The sequence below is a fragment of the Pseudomonas sp. 15C genome (assembly GCF_055484735.1).
Map to the genome: position 1 here is coordinate 23,812 of NZ_JBUDGD010000021.1, position 16,624 is coordinate 40,435.

Consider the following 16,624-nt stretch of genomic DNA (forward strand, 5'->3'; position numbering starts at 1 on the left):
TTCGCACTGAAAAAGGGAGGCCGCAATGGCCTCCCTTTTTTATTCCCAAACACCACAAATCCCCAGTGGAGCGAGCCTGCTCGCGAAAGCGGTGGCTCAGTCGACAAATCTGCCGGACGTGAAAGCGCATTCGCGAGCAGGCTCGCTCCCACAGGTTTGAACGGTGTTGCCTTCAGATGTGGGACAATACCCGCCACTTTCAGCCATACCCGAATCGACCACGCCCATGACCGCCCCCCGCACCCCCAAACCTGCGCGCAAGAAGCCCGACGCTGCGTCCCCGAGCAAAGCCGTCGAGCCGCGTGAAAAGGCCAGCCTGCATCCGCGCAATCGCCATCAGGGTCGTTATGACTTCCCGGCGCTGATCAAGACCACGCCGGAACTGGCGAAGTTTGTGATCACCAACCCGTACGGCAAGGAAAGCATCGACTTCGCCAGCCCGGACGCGGTGCGCGTGTTCAACCGGGCGCTGCTCAAGTCGTTCTATGGCATCCAGCATTGGGATATCCCGGCCGACTACCTCTGCCCGCCCGTGCCGGGCCGCGCCGATTACGTGCATTTTCTCGCCGATTTGCTGGCAAGCATGAACGACGGCAAGGTTCCACGCGGCGCGATCGTCAACGTGCTGGACATCGGCATGGGCGCCAACTGCGTGTACCCGCTGATCGGCAACAGTGAGTACCGCTGGCACTTCCTTGGCTCGGAGATCGACCCGACTGCCGTGGCTGCCGCCCGCGCCATCGTGCAGTCCAACGACCTGAGCAAGGTCATCAAGCTGCGTCAGCAGGAGAACCGCAAGCACATCCTCATCGGCTTGCTGGAACCGGGCGAGCGTTTCGACCTGACCATGTGCAACCCGCCGTTCCACGCCTCGATGGACGAAGCGACCAAGGGCAGCGAGCGCAAATGGCGCGCACTGGGCAAGGCCGATCCGAAACGCAAATTGCCGGTGCTGAACTTCGGCGGCCAGTCGGCGGAACTGTGGTGTGAAGGCGGTGAAGCGCGCTTTGTGACGCAACTGATTGCCGAGAGTGCCAACTTCCAGCACAAGGTCTTGTGGTTCACCACGCTGGTCTCAAAGGCATCGAACCTGCCGGCGATCGAAACCGCGCTGAAGAAAGCGGGAGTGCTGGAAAGCCAGGTGGTGGAGATGTCCCAGGGGCAGAAGCAGAGCCGCTTCGTGGCCTGGACGTTCCAGACCAAGTCCGAGCAGCAGATCTGGCGGCGTGAGCGCTGGACCCGCTGACACACAGCAGAGCCCCTGTAGGCCTTCGCCTGCTCGCGATAGCGGTGTATCAGCCGACATCAAATTGACTGACCCACCGCTTTCGCGAGCAGGCTCGCTCCTTGTAAAGGTTCAAGGTGCATCGACAAATCACAGCCACAAAAAAACCGTGCCCGGATCGCTCCGGAGCACGGTTTTTTTTATCGCTGCGTCTTACTTGTTCACAGCGTCGGTCAGGCCTTTGGCCACAACCAGCTTGATCACTTTCTTTGCAGGGATTTCGATGGCAGCGCCAGTCGATGGGTTACGGCCGGTGCGGGCAGGACGCTCGGTCACTTTCAGCTTGCCGATACCTGGCAAGGTGATTTCGCCGCCATTTTCCAGCTGATCGGCAACGATTTGGCCCAGTTGGTCCAGAGCGTTACGCGCGGTGGTTTTCGGCGCGTCGATAGCTTCAGCAATGTCGGCGATCAGTTGGTCTTTAGTAAGAGCCATGTAGTGTTCCTTCCCTATCAAATTCATATGGATTGCAGAGTGCAGTGTCAGCCATCGAGCCCGATCTTCTGGATCTGGCACCCTCGGCGATAACCACGACGAGTCGGGTTATAGATGCCGAAATCAGGGTTTGGTTCGACCTGACAAATGCTGAATGCACGCTTAACGCAGTGACTTCGCGTAAGACCGGGCAAAACTAGCACAGCGACAAGGAAATATCCGCCTCTAGCTACCCATTTGGTCAGCTTTATTGCTCTAAACCGGTAAAAAACCGCATAAGGCCGGGCGCTCCCCCCGGTTTTGCCCTGCAACCCGCGCCAAAACCAGTGGTTGCGGTACACTGGGCGCTTTTTCGGGGGAGCCTGCCCTCCTCCCTTCCAACAGCCGAGAAGCCTATGCCGATCCGTCATTGCATCGTCCACCTGATCGACAAGAAACCCGACGGCACGCCCGCAGTTCTGCACGCCCGTGACACCGAACTGGCCGAGTCCGCAGCCATCGAAAACATGCTCGCCGACCTCAACGAGAGCTATAACGCCAAACAGGGCAAAGCCTGGGGTCTGTTCCATCCGGAGTCCGGCGCGTTCCCGTTCAGCGGCTGGTTGAAGGAGTACATGGACGGCGGCAAGGACTTCACCGCATTCAGCAAAGTTGCGGTCGAGCATCTGCAAAAGCTGATGGAAGAATCCAACCTGTCGGTCGGCGGCCATGTGCTGTTTGCCCACTATCAGCAAGGCATGACCGATTACCTGGCGATCGCTCTGCTGCACCACAGCGAAGGCGTGGCGGTAACCGACGAGCTGGACGTGACCCCGTCGCGCCATCTCGACCTCGGCCAGTTGCACCTGGCGGCGCGGATCAACGTCTCCGAGTGGCAGAACAACAAGCAGTCCAAGCAGTACATCTCGTTCATCAAGGGCAAGAACGGCAAGAAGGTCTCGGAATACTTCCGCGACTTCATCGGCTGCCAGGAAGGCGTCGACGGCCCGGGCGAGACCCGCACACTGCTCAAGGCCTTCAGTGACTTCGTCGAGAGCGAAGACCTGCCGGAAGACTCCGCCCGCGAGAAGACCAAGACCCTGGTCGACTACGCCAGCAGCCAGGCCAAGCTTGGCGAGCCGATGGGCCTGGAAGAGCTCTCGGAGCTGATCGACGAGGAACGCCCGAAAGCCTTCTACGATCACATCCGCAACAAGGACTACGGCCTGTCGCCGGAGATCCCGGCGGACAAGCGCACCCTCAATCAATTCCGTCGTTTCACCGGCCGCGCCGAAGGCCTGTCGATCAGCTTCGAAGCGCACCTGCTGGGCTCGAAGATCGAATACGACGAAGAGAACGGCACCCTGATCATCAAAGGCCTGCCGACTTCGCTGACCGATCAGCTCAAGCGACGCAATTGATGCTCGGCAATGTGCTGAAGAAGGTTGTCCTGGTTCTGCTGGTCGTTGTGGTCTATCAGAACTGGGGCAAGATCGAGCGAGTTTTCAATCCGTCGCAAATGGTTTCTGAGCAGACCCGCGTGCAGGCCAATGTCGTGCTCTATGCCACCGACTGGTGCGGCTACTGCAAACAGACCAAACGCTTTCTCGACAGCAAGGGCATCCCGTTCAAGGAATTCGATATCGAGAAGGATGCCGAGGCGCGCAAGGCGTACGAGGCATTGGGTGGACGCGGGATTCCGCTGATCGATGTGAACGGTACGCTGATTCGCGGGTTTGACCCGGACGAAATCCTCGCCGCCCTGAAATAACCTGTAGGAGTGAGCCTGCTCGCGATAGCGGTGTGTCAGTCGGCGGATTTATCAACTGACACACCGCTATCGCGAGCAGGCTCACTCCTACAGGGTTTTGCATCAGACTTGAGAGATCAGCGTGCTTCGATGCGGAAACCAAAACGCGGGAAGTGCACGTGCACCACGCCGCCGCGCTCGTCTTCGCGGCGGATGATCAATTCCTCGCGACCGGCAAACAGCAACTCACCGACCACCGGGTCGACACCATAGTCGATGGCGGCAATCGCCACTTGCTGCCCAGCAGTGAAACCGTTCGGGTCAACGAACTGCTCATCCGGCAATGCGGCCGGCGTGGCGTTACGCGCCACTTCCAGCGCCTCGGCGGAGGACATTTCGCTCGCCGCGCCATGACCAAAGCCCAGCACCCGCCCCAGCCACGCTACGACAACCGGATACTCATCGACGAGAGGTGCGGTCACGTGAGTGGCCTTGAGGAACCACAGCGGATGCGCCAGCGCGAAGTCGGCAATCGATGGCTCACCGAACAGGAAGTCGCCCTGCTCGCGCTGCAACTGCTGCTCCAGACGCGCCATGATCGTTGGCCATTGATGCTTGGCCTGCTCGGCGCTCAGGCGCGTCGCGCTACCACCGCTGAACAGCCCGGCGCGGTCGGCAATGAACGCCTTGATCGCTTCCGGCGGCAACTTGCCGAAACGCACCGCCACCGATTCTGGCTGAAACACCAGACTCACCGCATGTTGAAACACCACCGAATCGGCCCACGCGGCGAAACTGGCGCTGACCATTTCCTGGCCTTCAGGGAAGAACGCAGGCAGGGCTTTCTCTTGTTCCAGGCGACGGGCGATCAGCGCGGTATCGCAATAAATGTCCGCGCCAATCTGCAACACCGGGGTCTTGCGATAGCCACCGGTCAGGGCGGTCAGATCCGGTTTCGGCATCACCGGCGAGATATGCACCGAGCGCCACGACAAACCTTTGAAACCCAGCAGCAGGCGGGCCTTCTCGGCGAATGGGGAGGTCGGGTAATGATGGAGAATCAACTCGGACATGCTCGGCTCCGCCGCTCAGATAATGAGCCCGCAGCTTAGCGCGCATTTGCTTAGCAGCCTACAGATCCGCCTGATGGGAACCTATCAGTCAGATTGATAAGATGCGACCAGACATTCCTTGGCGCTCTTGCGCAGCTTTTTGATCAGCCGTTCCTGGCGCAACGCATCGCTTTTGTCACGACACCGTTCGGTATAGACCAGCGCCATCGCCGGGCTGGAAAGGAAGAACCGCGCGCCCTTGCCGCTTTGGTGCTTGGCAAAACGGCGCACAGGGTCGTCGCTGATTCCGCAATACAACGAGCCATTGGCGGCGCGAACGAGATAGACGAACCAGGATTTGCTCACCGGTTCGGCAACATCGACAGAATTTTCGCTGAGGCTGGTCACTTCGGGATCGGGACGTGTAGGAAAACAGGCGGCGATCTTATCAGCGCCCGGCCTGGAATGCCTTCAATCCCTTGCGCGCCTGCGCGCGGACGGCGTTGCGCACCAGCGGCGTCCAGCCCAGCAGCAGGCCTTTGAAGCCCAACGCCTGCCGCGACCAGCGCCACAGATCGAAGTGGTCGTGGTGCTCGCAAATCTTGCCGTCGCGGAAGACGAAACGAGCCTGGATGTCGTTGATCACAATGTTGCCGGTCTGGCTGAACAGATACGTAGCGACCCAGTGCGCGCCACCCGTGCGCTCGTCGGCGCGGACGTTGTCGAAGGTCAGCGAGAAATCCTTGGCGCGGGTGGTGAGCATGCGCCACATGTCGCCGGCGTCGCGACCGTGCAATTCGCCGAAGGCCGGATCGCTGAACACTACATCGTCGGTGTAGCATGCGGCCATGGCTTCGGCGTCGAGGCGCTGGAAGGCTTCGTAGAAGCGGGTGATCAGGGCGCTGTAGGCTTCGCTCAAGGCAATCTCCAAAGAAAGAGGTACAGATTGCCAGCACCATAATCTGGCGAGCGCGGAAACACTATCGGCATTCGCAAACCGAATACTGGCAGTACATAAAACCCTGCAGGAGTGAGCCTGCTCGCGATAGCCTCCTGGCAGTCAACATCGTACTGACTGATCCACCGCCATCGCGAGCAGGCTCACTCCTACAAGTTGAAGCGTGTCAGATTCGCTCGCTTTGCACCTGCACATAAAGCGCTCGCCCGGCACCGAGGCCGGCGATGATCGCGCCGGTACCAATGATGCCGAAAATCCAGCCCACGGCATTCCAGCCACCCGTCCAGTCATGCACCACGCCGACCGCAAACGGCCCCATCGAGGCCAACGTATAACCGAAACCCTGGGACATGCTCGACAGGTTCGCCGCGACATGGGAATCACGCGAGCGCAGCACGATCAACGTCAGCGCCAGACTGAACGTGCCGCCCTGCCCCAGGCCGAGCAGGATCGCCCAGCCCCACAGGCCTTCGATTGGCGCATACAGACAACCGAACAGGCCGCCGAGGGTCAGCGCCATGACGACGACGATGGCCAGACGCTGATCCTTGCCGCGCGTCGCCAGCCATGGCGCGGCCAGCGAGCTGGCCAGTTGAATGATCACCGAACCGGACAACACCAGACCGGCCTGGGTCGGTGTCAGCCCACGACCGATAAGGATCGACGGCAACCAGCCGAACACGATGTAGGCCAGTGACGATTGCAGGCCCATGTACAAGGTGACTTGCCAGGCCAATGGGTCACGCAACAGCCCGCGTACGCGGTAAGCGACGTTGTGCGCGCCGTGTTTCGAGCCGACTTGCGGCAGCCAGAACACCGCGGCCAGCAGCGCCGGAATCACCCAGAAGCCCAGCCCCATCGCCCAGCTGTTGCCGAAGTGCTCACTCAACGGCACGGTCGAACCTGCCGCCATCGCCGCGCCCAGACACAGGGCCATGGTGTAGACGCCGGTCATGGTCCCGGCGTGTTTGGCAAAGTCGCGCTTGACGATGCCGGGCAACAAGACGCCGACAATGCCGATACTGGCGCCGCCGAGGACGCTGCCGGCGAACAGGCCGATCTCACCAAAATTGCTGCGCAGGATAATCCCGCCAGCCAGCGTCAGCAGAATCCCCAGGACCACCCGTTCAGCACCGAAACGCCGGGCCAGAATCGGTGCCAGCGGTGCGAACAAACCCAGGCACAGTACGGGCAACGTCGTCAGTAAACCCGCCTGCGCCGCAGACAATCCAAGGCTTTTGGAGACATCGCTGAGCAGCGGCGCCATGCTCGACAGTGCCGGGCGTAGGTTAAGCGCTACCAGAATCAACCCAAGCAGCAAAAGCCACGGACGCTTCACCAGCGGATGACTTTGCTGCACTTGCTCGTCATCCGCCTCGGCATCGATCAGCAGTTCTTCGAGTTCGGTGGTGCGATTCGGCGCTGTGGATAACTCACTGCGGGACATGGTTTTCTCGGTTTCAAGGTTCATTGATCAACTGTCTCGACAAGGCTTTGGCCCGTTCCGGGTCGCGTTGTTCGACCGCTTCGAGCAGCGCAATGTGCAGATCGAACACTTCCTGACGGCGCGGGACGATGTTCAGGGTCTGGCGCAATTGCGCGCCGACGATGCTGGAGAAATAGCGATACAGCTCGCTGAGCGTCGGGTTGTGCGCAGCGTCGACCAGACGCCGGTGAAACACCAGATCGCAGGCGATGTAGGTGTCGAGGTCACCGTGGTAATGGCTGCCGCTGGTGCCGAGCGCTTCGCGCAGTGCCGCCAGATCCTCGTCGGTGCGGCGCAACGCTGCCAGGCCGATAGCCTCGACTTCGAGGATGTGCCGGGTTTCCCGCGCCTGATCCAGCGAACACCGCGACAACGCCTTCAGCGTATCCAGTGGATCGACCAGCGCGCGCAGATAACTGCCGTCGCCCTGACGGATCTCGATCAGCCCGGAAAACGCCAGCACGCGCATGGCTTCGCGCACGGTGTTGCGGCTGATGCCCAGCTCGGCGCACAGCTCAGGCTCGGTCGGCAAGCGTTCGCCGACCTGCCATGCGCCGCTGTTGATGCGCTGGCGTAACTGATCCAGCGCCTGATCGACCAGCGACCGTTTGATGAGTGGAGAAATGTCTGACATAGGTCTCGTCCTTTCATCCAATCATGGGATGAATTTTCCGACATGTTAGTCAGACCCATGTAGGACGGCAACCACCTAGGGTCAATCGAGACACATGGAGCGGCATTTTCGATTGGTCAAAATTACCCTTTAAGGGTAATTTCAGGGACAGGGTTTTTGGCTTCTTATGGAAAAGAACACGCCCCATTACGACTTGGCGGTGATCAAGGCGGATGTCAGGAGGCTAGGCTGGAGAGCGTTCACGAACACTGCCAGAAGAAGCGGATCTGAGCTGGAGCTGACGCTCGCAGACATGCAGGAAGTAGTTTTCAGGCTACAGCGCAGCATGCTCTACAAGTCGATGACGACTTATGACAACCACCGTATTTGGCAGGATGTCTATCACATCAATTCACATGGTCTGGAGATTTACATAAAGGTGTCATATCACTACGACAAGCGCCCACCTGTGATCTCTTTCAAGGAGAACAACTCATGAGTACGCAACAGTGTTTCAGTTGCGGTGCCGCTGAAGGCATGGTGCATTTCGACGGCCGAGGCGAAACGGTGAGCGTCAAAGGGATGGAGCGCCGGATTGACAACCTGTCGGGGTGGGAATGTCAAAAGTGCGGAGAGGTCGAGCTCGATGAAATGTGCGGGCAACGTTATTCAGATGCATGCGATGAACTCGTTATCGCCAGCAGGAAAATGGTCGGCAACGAGATGAGAAGAATTCGCCGCAAATTGCATCTGACGCAAAAAGAGACGGTGCAACTGCTGTCTGGTGGTGGGCATAACGCATTCTCTCGCTACGAGCGCGGCGAAATCTTGCCGCCCAAGGCACTCATACTGTTGATGCGTTTATTGGATCGTTACCCGTATTTGCTAACCGATGCAAAGACTCTTGGCGAAGGTGCAGATTTGAGAGGTTTCGAGCACATCGTCCACAAAGAGCATGAATCCCTTTCGGTTTCCTGACCCAAAAAAAACCAACCCGGCACATGGCCGGGTTGGTTTCACTCATCAATCATCAATGCAAAATCTGACTCAGGAACAACTTGGTCCGGTCATTCTGCGGATTATCAAAGAAGTCGTTCGGCGCGGCCTGCTCAACGATCTCGCCCTTGTCCATGAAGATCACGCGGTTGGCCACGGTGCGGGCAAAGCCCATTTCGTGGGTTACACAAAGCATGGTCATGCCGTCTTCCGCCAGGCCGATCATGGTGTCGAGCACTTCCTTCACCATCTCTGGATCGAGCGCTGAAGTCGGCTCATCGAACAGCATGATTTTCGGTTTCATGCACAACGCGCGAGCGATCGCCACACGTTGCTGCTGACCACCGGACAGTTGCCCCGGGTACTTGTGCGCCTGCTCCGGAATGCGTACGCGCTCCAGATAGTGCATGGCGATTTCCTCGGCCTTGCGCTTGGGCATCTTGCGCACCCACATCGGCGCCAGGGTGCAGTTCTGCAGAATGGTCAGGTGCGGGAACAGGTTGAAGTGCTGGAACACCATGCCAACTTCGCGACGGATCGCTTCGATCTGCTTGAGGTCGTTGGTCAACTCCACGCCATCGACAACGATGCGACCCTGCTGGTGTTCTTCGAGGCGATTGAGGCAACGAATCGTCGTCGATTTGCCCGAGCCCGACGGTCCGCACAGGACGATACGCTCGCCCTGTTTGACGTTGAGGTTGATGTCTTTCAGTACGTGGAACTGGCCGTACCACTTGTTGACGCCCTGCATCTGGATGATGCCTTCAGGGCCCACAGGCTTTTTGATTGCTTCGCTCATTTACAGAGAACTCCTAACGCTTGTGGCCAGTGTCGAGCTTGCGTTCCAGATGCATGGAATAGCGCGACATACCAAAACAGAAAATCCAGAACACCAGGGCGGCGAACACGTAGCCTTCGGTGGCCATGCCCAGCCATTTCGGATCGGCAGCGGCTTGCTTGACGCTGTTGAGCAGGTCGAAGAGGCCGATGATGATCACAAGGCTAGTGTCCTTGAACAGCGCAATGAACGTGTTGACGATGCCGGGAATCACCAGCTTCAGGGCTTGCGGCAAAATCACCAGGCCCATCGAGCGCCAGTAACCGAGGCCCATCGCCGCCGCGGCTTCGTATTGGCCTTTAGGGATCGCTTGCAGGCCGCCGCGCACCACTTCGGCAACATAGGCCGACTGAAACAGGATCACGCCGATCAGTGCACGCAGCAGCTTGTCGAAGTTCATGCCTTCGGGCAGGAACAGCGGCAGCATCACCGAGGACATGAACAGCACAGTGATCAACGGCACGCCGCGCCAGAACTCGATGAAGGTCACGCAGACCACGCGAATAGCCGGCATGTTCGAGCGCCGGCCCAGCGCCAGTACGATGCCCAACGGCAAGGCCCCGGCGATACCAACCGTAGCGATGACCAAGGTCAGCATCAGGCCGCCCCACTGGCTGGTCGGCACGGTGGTCATGCCAAACCCGCCGTGCAGCAAGGTAAACGCAATGATCGGGTACAGCACCAGGAAGCACAGCCCGTAGACCGCTTTGCGCGGCACCCGCGAAATGAACAGCGGTGCTGCGCCGATGACCGCCAGCCACACGGTCAGGTCAACGCGCCAGCGCAGTTCGGTCGGGTAATAGCCGTACATGAACTGGCCGAAGCGCTGCTGAATGAACACCCAGCAGGCGCCTTCCTTGGTGCAGTCGGCGCGCGTGGTGCCGACCCAGTTGGCATCCACAATCGCCCAGCTGAGGATCGGCGGCACAACCAGATAAATCAGATAGAACGCAAACAGGGTCAGCAGGGTATTGAGCCAGCTGGAGAACATGTTCGCGCGCATCCATGCGACCACGCCAATGCTGCTGTTCGGTGGTGGCATGTCGGGTTTGAAAGTATGAGTACTCATGCGCTTTTCCTTACCGCTCGATCAGCGCAATGCGCTTGTTGTACCAGTTCATCAGCAGGGAAATGCTGATACTGATCGCCAGGTAGACGCTCATGGTGATGGCAATCACTTCGATCGCCTGACCGGTCTGGTTGAGCACGGTGCCGGCGAACAGCGAAACCATTTCCGGGTAACCGATACCGGCCGCCAGCGAAGAGTTCTTCGCCAGGTTCAGGTATTGGCTGGTCAGCGGCGGGATGATCACGCGCAGGGCTTGCGGAATGATCACCTTGCGCAGGGTCGGGCCGTTGCGCAGGCCGAGCGAACGTGCCGCTTCGGTCTGGCCGTGGCTGACCGACTTGATCCCGGAACGCACGATCTCGGCGATAAACGCTGCGGTATAAACGGTCAGGGCCAGGGTCAACGCCAGCAGCTCCGGGATCAACACCCAGCCGCCGACAAAGTTGAAGCCCTTCAGCTCAGGCATTTCCCAATGCAGCGGAGCGCCGAAAATCAGCGCGCACAAGGTCGGGATCACCAGCAGGATCGCCAAGCCGGCCCAGAACTTGTGGAACGGCACGCCGGTGTCTTCGAAGCGCTTGTTGGCCCAGCGGGTCATCAGCACGATGCCGGCGATCGCCACCACAATGCTGATCACGAAGGCCCAGAAGCCATCGGCAGCCAGTGCGGCCGGCATGTTCAGGCCACGGCTGCTGACGAAGAAGGTGTCGCCGAAGTTGTGGCTGTTGCGCGGCCCCGGCATGGTCAGGAACACCGCGAAGTACCAGAACAGGATTTGCAGCAGCGGCGGAATATTGCGGAACACTTCCACATACACCGTCGCCAGTTTGGCAATGATCCAGTTCTGCGACAGCCGTGCCACGCCGATGATGAATCCGAGAATCGTCGCCAGAACCACACCGATCACGGTTACCAGCAAGGTGTTGAGAAGACCGATGACAAAGACGCGGGCATAGCTGTCCGCTTCGGTGTAGTCGATCAGGTGTTGAGCGATGCCGAAACCGGCACTGCGCTCCAGAAAGCTGAAGCCGGAGGTGATGCCCCGGTGCTGAAGGTTGGTTTGCGTATTGTCGAACAGGTACCAGCCAAGCGAGACCACCGCCACAACGGTGATGATCTGGAATAGCCACGCACGCACTCGTGGATCGCTGAGGCTGAGCCTCTGCTTTGGTGCGCCGATTGAATTTTGCATGAAGTGCCCCGGAAGAAATGGAACAAGAACATCACCCGGCGGTTGGCCCGCCGGGCGATAGAACCATTAGCGCACTGGTGGTGCGTACTGAATGCCGCCGTTGTTCCACAGGGCGTTCAAGCCGCGGTCGATTTCCAGCGGAGTGCTCTTGCCGAGGTTTTTCTCGAAGATTTCGCCATAGTTGCCGACTTGTTTGACGATCTGTACTACCCAGTCCTTCGGCAGTTTCAGGTCTTTGCCGTACTCGCCGTCAGCGCCGAGCATACGGGCCACGTCCGGGTTCTTGGTCGACTTGGCTTCTGCTTCGACGTTCTTCGAAGTGATGCCGGCTTCTTCTGCGTTGAGCAGCGCGTAGCCGACCCAACGGACGATGGCCAGCCACTCGTCGTCGCCGTTACGCACGACCGGGCCGAGAGGTTCTTTGGAAATGGTTTCCGGCAGAACCACGTAGTCCTTCGGCGAGGCCAGCTTGCTGCGCTGGGCAAACAGTTGCGACTTGTCGGAGGTCAGCACGTCGCAACGACCGGATTCCAGCGACTTGGCGCTTTCATCGGAGGTGTCGAAAGTGATCGGGGTGTATTTCAGACCGTTGCCACGGAAGTAGTCGGAAACGTTCAGCTCGGTGGTGGTACCGGCCTGGATGCAGATGGTCGCGCCGTCCAGCTCTTTGGCACTTTTCACGCCCAGCTTGTTGTTAACCAGGAAGCCGATACCGTCGTAGTAGGTGATGAAGCCCGGGAATTTCAGGCCCATGCCCGCGTCGCGAGAGCTGGTCATGGTGGTGTTGCGCGAGAGGATGTCGATCTCGCCCGATTGCAGCGCGGTGAAGCGCTCCTTGGCGTTCAACTGACTGAACTTGACCTTGCTCGCGTCGCCGAAAACGGCGGCGGCCACAGCGCGGCAGACGTCAGCATCGATGCCGAGGATCTTGCCGGTTGCGTCCGGTACCGAGAAGCCTGGCAGACCGTCGCTCACGCCACACTGCACGAAACCTTTCTTTTGTACCGCATCCAGGGTTGCACCCGCCTGAGCGAACCCGCTGACGCCGAGTACTGCTGCAGCAGTCACGACCGCCAGAGTGGATTTCAACATCTTCATTCAAACCTCCAGTTTTGCTCTTGTTGTGTCGGAGCTTGAGTCCAGTCGCACCCTTTTGAGGCGTTGTTGACCCGTGTTGGCTTTTTTTGGGGTCAACCGACGTAAGACCTTCGCTATGAGTCTAGTAGGAGAAAATCCACATCATGGATCACTCACTTCTCACCAATCGGCCGAACGGGCTGTAGCCCTTTCACGTTCGCTAAGCCCGTAGCGGCCATTGGCGAACATCCATCACCGGATTCGTTGCTGTCCCATCGCGCGACGTAGACTGATAGTGTTACCGCCACGCGTAGGACGCTTCGTACAGAAACCTCCATAGCAAACGCCGTACCACACCGCTTGCCAAAGTGTTTGCGCGACACGTCAATAGCAAAACTTGTAACCTTGCGACATCTTCTTAACGGATCAACCGGGCGCGCACTTCCATCACGCACTGAATGAGAGCGCCCGCACATTTTTGGAGCAGCCATGACCGAGCCCTTGATTCTTCAGCCTGTTAAGCCCGCAGATGCCTGCGTGATCTGGCTGCACGGCCTCGGCGCCGACCGCTATGACTTCCTGCCGGTGGCCGAGGCGCTGCAGGAAAGTCTGCTGAGCACACGCTTTGTGCTCCCGCAGGCGCCGACCCTTCCGGTGACGATAAATGGCGGATATGCCATGCCCAGCTGGTACGACATCAAAGCCATGAGCCCGGCCCGGGCGATTGACCGTGACCAGCTGGAAGCGTCGGCGGATCGCATCATTGAATTGATCGAAACCGCGCGCGCCAGCGGAATAGACGCCTCGCGGATTTTTCTCGCCGGCTTTTCCCAGGGCGGCGCCGTGGTGCTGCACACCGCTTTTGTGAAGTGGCAGGGGCCATTGGGTGGGGTTCTGGCGTTGTCGACCTACGCGCCGACGTTCAGCGATGAACTGGAATTATCCGCCAGTCAGCAGCGGATTCCGGCACTGTGCCTGCACGGCCAGTACGATGGCGTGGTGCAGAGCTCGATGGGCCGCAGCGCCTATGAGCACTTGCTCAAGCATGGTGTCACCGTGACATGGCAGGAATACCCAATGGAGCACGAAGTGTTACCCGAAGAAATTCGCGACATCGGTGTCTGGTTGAGCGAACGCCTGCGCTAAGGGTCGGCTTTATTGGCAGCCTTTGCGCCTCCCCCTACGCCGCGCCCGTTTCTTGCATTACACTGGCCGGCGTACATTCCTTAACCAACTGATGAGATGACCGTGCTCAAAGCACTCAAGAAGATGTTCGGTAAAAGCGAGGCTGAGCAGCTCGCGCCAGTTCCCAGTGCGCCGTCGCACGCCGCCGGTCATCGCAACGATGCCGCGCAGGCCGACCGCACCGCTCACGTAGCGGCACCGAAGCCAGCACCGAAACAACCGCCGCAACCTGCCACGGCCGCGCCAATCGCCGCCGAGCCCGCACGCAGCGAAGCGCCGAAACCGGCCAGACCACGCCGCGAACCGAAGCCCAAGGCCCCGGTGATTCCATGGAAACTCGAAGACTTCGTCGTCGAGCCCCAGGAAGGCAAAACCCGCTTCCACGATTTCAAACTTTCCCCAGAACTGATGCACGCGATCCAGGATCTGGGCTTTCCGTATTGCACGCCGATCCAGGCGCAGGTGCTCGGTTACACCCTCGCCGGCAAAGACGCCATCGGCCGCGCGCAGACCGGCACCGGCAAGACCGCCGCGTTCCTGATCTCGATCATTACCCAGCTGTTGCAGACGCCACCGCCGAAAGAACGCTACATGGGTGAACCCCGTGCGCTGATCATCGCGCCAACCCGTGAGCTGGTGGTGCAGATCGCCAAGGACGCCGCTGACCTGACCAAATACACCGGCCTCAACGTGATGACTTTCGTTGGCGGCATGGACTTCGACAAGCAGCTCAAGCACCTCGAAGCGCGGCACTGCGACATTCTCGTGGCGACCCCGGGCCGCCTGCTCGATTTCAACCAGCGTGGCGACGTGCACCTGGACATGGTCGAAGTGATGGTGCTGGACGAAGCCGACCGCATGCTCGACATGGGTTTCATCCCGCAAGTCCGGCAGATCATTCGCCAGACCCCGCCGAAGTCCGAGCGCCAGACCCTGCTGTTCTCCGCGACCTTCACCGAAGACGTGATGAACCTCGCCAAGCAATGGACCACCGATCCGGCGATTGTCGAAATCGAAATCACCAACGTCGCCAACGAGAATGTCGAGCAGCACATCTACGCCGTAGCCGCTGCCGACAAATACAAACTGCTCTACAACCTGGTCAACGATAACGGCTGGGAACGGGTCATCGTGTTTGCCAACCGCAAAGACGAAGTGCGCCGTATCGAAGAGCGTCTGGTGCGCGACGGCATCAATGCCGCGCAACTGTCCGGCGACGTGCCGCAGCACAAGCGCATCAAGACCCTGGAAGGTTTCCGCGAAGGCAAGATTCGCGTACTGGTCGCCACCGATGTGGCCGGTCGCGGCATTCACATCGATGGCATCAGCCATGTGATCAACTTCACCCTGCCGGAAGTCCCGGACGATTACGTGCACCGCATTGGCCGTACTGGTCGCGCTGGGGCCGATGGGGTGTCGATCAGCTTCGCCGGCGAGGACGACTCCTACCAGTTGCCGTCCATCGAAGAAAAGCTCGGCCGCAAGATCAGCTGTGAAACGCCGCCGACGCATCTGTTGCGCCCGGTTGAGCGAAAGCGTCCGCAGTAAGCGACGCCCGACAAAAAAGCGCAGCCGGCAACGGACTGCGCTTTTTTTTCGCCCGCGTATTGCTCGAAAGAACTAAAAGTCCATAATGGAAAAATAAGTTTAATTTCGGAGCGCATCATGTCCAGCACGCCCTACGTGATCGACCAGGCCCAGGCTCGTGAACTGCTGGCCCAGATCGATGTGCCGCAGATTTTGCGCAAGCTGTTCCGCGATCTTGCGGCCGGCAGCGCCGTGCAGCCGGCGCAGCAATGGGTGGAATTTCCGCAAGGCGCCGGCGATTTCATCAACTATCTGGGCGTGCTGGCCGAAGACGGCGTGTACGGCGTGAAGACTTCGCCGTACATCGTCCGCGAGCAAGGCGCGCTGGTGACAGCGTGGACACTGCTGATGTCGATGCAAACTGGCCAGCCACTGTTGCTGTGCGATGCCGGCGAACTGACCACCGCGCGGACTGCGGCGACCACCGCTGTGGCGATCGACGCCCTTGCCCCCGTAAACGCTACACGGCTGGCAATAATCGGCAGCGGCAAGGTTGCCCAGGCGCATCTGCACTATGTGAAACCGTTGCGCGACTGGCAAAGCATCAGCGTGCATTCTCCCTCCTTGCTGGAAGATGCTGAAACACAGGCCGCATTGAAAGCCATCGCGCCGGGGCTGAAAATCGCCGCCAGCCGCGAAACCGCTCTCGCTGATGCAGACGTCATCATGCTGTGCACGTCGTCCGCCGGGCCGGTGATCGAGCCGGCCGAGTTGAGCAGACCGGCACTGATTACCTCGATCAGCACCAACGCCCCGCGCGCACACGAAGTGCCGCCGCAAAACCTCAACGACATGCAGGTGTTCTGCGACTATCGTCTGACCACACCAGGTTCGGCGGGTGAAATGCTGATTGCGGCTGAGCAGCATGGCTGGAGCAAAGATTCAATTGTGGGCGACCTGGCGGATCTGCTCAGCGAGAAGGTGCAGCGTCCCGATTACCGGCGTCATGTGTTTTTTCGCTCGATCGGTTTGGGGCTGGAGGACATTGCCCTGGCCAATGCCATTTATCACCTTCATCACTGAACGCACAAAGCCCCTGTAGGAGTGAGCCTGCTCGCGATCGCGGTATATCAGACGATGCATCGTTGAATGATAGATCGCTATCGCGAGCAGGCTCACTCC

General features: G+C 59.5%; 18 protein-coding genes. 8 read left to right on the plus strand and 10 right to left on the minus strand.

The genetic code is table 11. The features are described from left to right. Window positions 1–226: 226 nt before the first annotated feature. Window positions 227–1,246, plus strand: coding sequence for a 23S rRNA (adenine(1618)-N(6))-methyltransferase RlmF (gene rlmF, locus ACYYKW_RS13305; RefSeq protein ID WP_464990332.1), 1,020 nt, complete (start codon window positions 227–229; stop codon window positions 1,244–1,246). 192 nt (window positions 1,247–1,438) lie between these two features. Here rlmF and ACYYKW_RS13310 read toward each other — a convergent pair whose 3' ends face one another. Continuing rightward, a complete protein-coding gene (locus ACYYKW_RS13310) occupies window positions 1,439–1,720 on the minus strand; it encodes an HU family DNA-binding protein (RefSeq protein ID WP_003221909.1) in 282 nt (93 codons plus the stop codon). A 395-nt stretch (window positions 1,721–2,115) separates the two neighbouring features. Here ACYYKW_RS13310 and yejK point away from each other — a divergent pair, with 395 nt between their 5' ends. Continuing rightward, on the plus strand, window positions 2,116–3,120 hold the full coding sequence (gene yejK / locus ACYYKW_RS13315) for a nucleoid-associated protein YejK (RefSeq protein ID WP_093104504.1): 1,005 nt from the start codon (window positions 2,116–2,118) through the stop codon (window positions 3,118–3,120). Beyond that, window positions 3,120–3,470 carry a glutaredoxin family protein gene (locus ACYYKW_RS13320; RefSeq protein ID WP_464990333.1) on the plus strand — a complete coding sequence of 117 codons (351 nt, stop codon included), beginning with the start codon at window positions 3,120–3,122 and terminating at the stop codon, window positions 3,468–3,470. The genes yejK and ACYYKW_RS13320 overlap by 1 nt, the downstream gene beginning before the upstream one ends. Before the next feature lie 116 nt (window positions 3,471–3,586). Here the strand turns inward: ACYYKW_RS13320 and ACYYKW_RS13325 are convergent, their stop codons facing one another. From ACYYKW_RS13325 to ACYYKW_RS13345, 5 genes are all read right to left on the minus strand, one after another. After that, window positions 3,587–4,522 (minus strand): glutathione S-transferase family protein, encoded by a 936-nt coding sequence (locus tag ACYYKW_RS13325; protein WP_464990334.1) that lies wholly within the window; start codon window positions 4,520–4,522, stop codon window positions 3,587–3,589. Window positions 4,523–4,606: 84 nt separating this feature from the next. Next, on the minus strand, window positions 4,607–4,909 hold the full coding sequence (locus tag ACYYKW_RS13330; protein ID WP_083366939.1) for a GIY-YIG nuclease family protein: 303 nt from the start codon (window positions 4,907–4,909) through the stop codon (window positions 4,607–4,609). Between the two features lie 40 nt (window positions 4,910–4,949). Continuing rightward, window positions 4,950–5,420 (minus strand): nuclear transport factor 2 family protein, encoded by a 471-nt coding sequence (locus ACYYKW_RS13335; protein ID WP_464990335.1) that lies wholly within the window; start codon window positions 5,418–5,420, stop codon window positions 4,950–4,952. 205 nt (window positions 5,421–5,625) lie between these two features. After that, entirely contained in the window at window positions 5,626–6,930 is a 1,305-nt protein-coding gene (locus ACYYKW_RS13340; RefSeq protein WP_464990336.1) for a CynX/NimT family MFS transporter, read from the minus strand. Next, entirely contained in the window at window positions 6,920–7,579 is a 660-nt protein-coding gene (locus tag ACYYKW_RS13345) for a FadR/GntR family transcriptional regulator (protein WP_464990337.1), read from the minus strand. Before ACYYKW_RS13345 ends, ACYYKW_RS13340 begins: the two co-directional genes overlap by 11 nt. A 166-nt stretch (window positions 7,580–7,745) precedes the next feature. On the opposite strand from ACYYKW_RS13345, the gene ACYYKW_RS13350 reads away from it, so the two are divergent. Then, window positions 7,746–8,057, plus strand: coding sequence for a type II toxin-antitoxin system MqsR family toxin (locus ACYYKW_RS13350; protein WP_464990338.1), 312 nt, complete (start codon window positions 7,746–7,748; stop codon window positions 8,055–8,057). Continuing rightward, entirely contained in the window at window positions 8,054–8,536 is a 483-nt protein-coding gene (locus ACYYKW_RS13355; RefSeq protein ID WP_093104526.1) for a type II toxin-antitoxin system MqsA family antitoxin, read from the plus strand. The genes ACYYKW_RS13350 and ACYYKW_RS13355 overlap by 4 nt, the downstream gene beginning before the upstream one ends. A gap of 52 nt (window positions 8,537–8,588) precedes the next feature. Here ACYYKW_RS13355 and ACYYKW_RS13360 read toward each other — a convergent pair whose 3' ends face one another. The 4 genes from ACYYKW_RS13360 to ACYYKW_RS13375 form a co-directional block, all read right to left on the minus strand. After that, window positions 8,589–9,353: an amino acid ABC transporter ATP-binding protein gene (locus ACYYKW_RS13360; RefSeq protein WP_016771581.1), complete on the minus strand. Its 765-nt coding sequence runs from the start codon at window positions 9,351–9,353 to the stop codon at window positions 8,589–8,591. Window positions 9,354–9,366: 13 nt separating this feature from the next. Then, window positions 9,367–10,461 carry an amino acid ABC transporter permease gene (locus tag ACYYKW_RS13365; RefSeq protein ID WP_090281878.1) on the minus strand — a complete coding sequence of 365 codons (1,095 nt, stop codon included), beginning with the start codon at window positions 10,459–10,461 and terminating at the stop codon, window positions 9,367–9,369. Between the two features lie 10 nt (window positions 10,462–10,471). Continuing rightward, window positions 10,472–11,653, minus strand: a complete 1,182-nt coding sequence (locus ACYYKW_RS13370; protein WP_464990339.1) for an amino acid ABC transporter permease — start codon at window positions 11,651–11,653, stop codon at window positions 10,472–10,474. A gap of 66 nt (window positions 11,654–11,719) precedes the next feature. Further along, window positions 11,720–12,751: an amino acid ABC transporter substrate-binding protein gene (locus ACYYKW_RS13375; protein ID WP_090281876.1), complete on the minus strand. Its 1,032-nt coding sequence runs from the start codon at window positions 12,749–12,751 to the stop codon at window positions 11,720–11,722. A gap of 468 nt (window positions 12,752–13,219) precedes the next feature. Here ACYYKW_RS13375 and ACYYKW_RS13380 point away from each other — a divergent pair, with 468 nt between their 5' ends. From ACYYKW_RS13380 to ACYYKW_RS13390, 3 genes are all read left to right on the plus strand, one after another. After that, a complete protein-coding gene (locus ACYYKW_RS13380; RefSeq protein WP_336354929.1) occupies window positions 13,220–13,876 on the plus strand; it encodes an alpha/beta hydrolase in 657 nt (218 codons plus the stop codon). Between the two features lie 96 nt (window positions 13,877–13,972). After that, window positions 13,973–15,463: an ATP-dependent RNA helicase RhlB gene (gene rhlB, locus ACYYKW_RS13385; protein ID WP_464990340.1), complete on the plus strand. Its 1,491-nt coding sequence runs from the start codon at window positions 13,973–13,975 to the stop codon at window positions 15,461–15,463. Window positions 15,464–15,580: 117 nt separating this feature from the next. Next, entirely contained in the window at window positions 15,581–16,525 is a 945-nt protein-coding gene (locus ACYYKW_RS13390) for an ornithine cyclodeaminase family protein (protein ID WP_464990341.1), read from the plus strand. The last annotated feature ends 99 nt before the right edge of the window (window positions 16,526–16,624 follow it).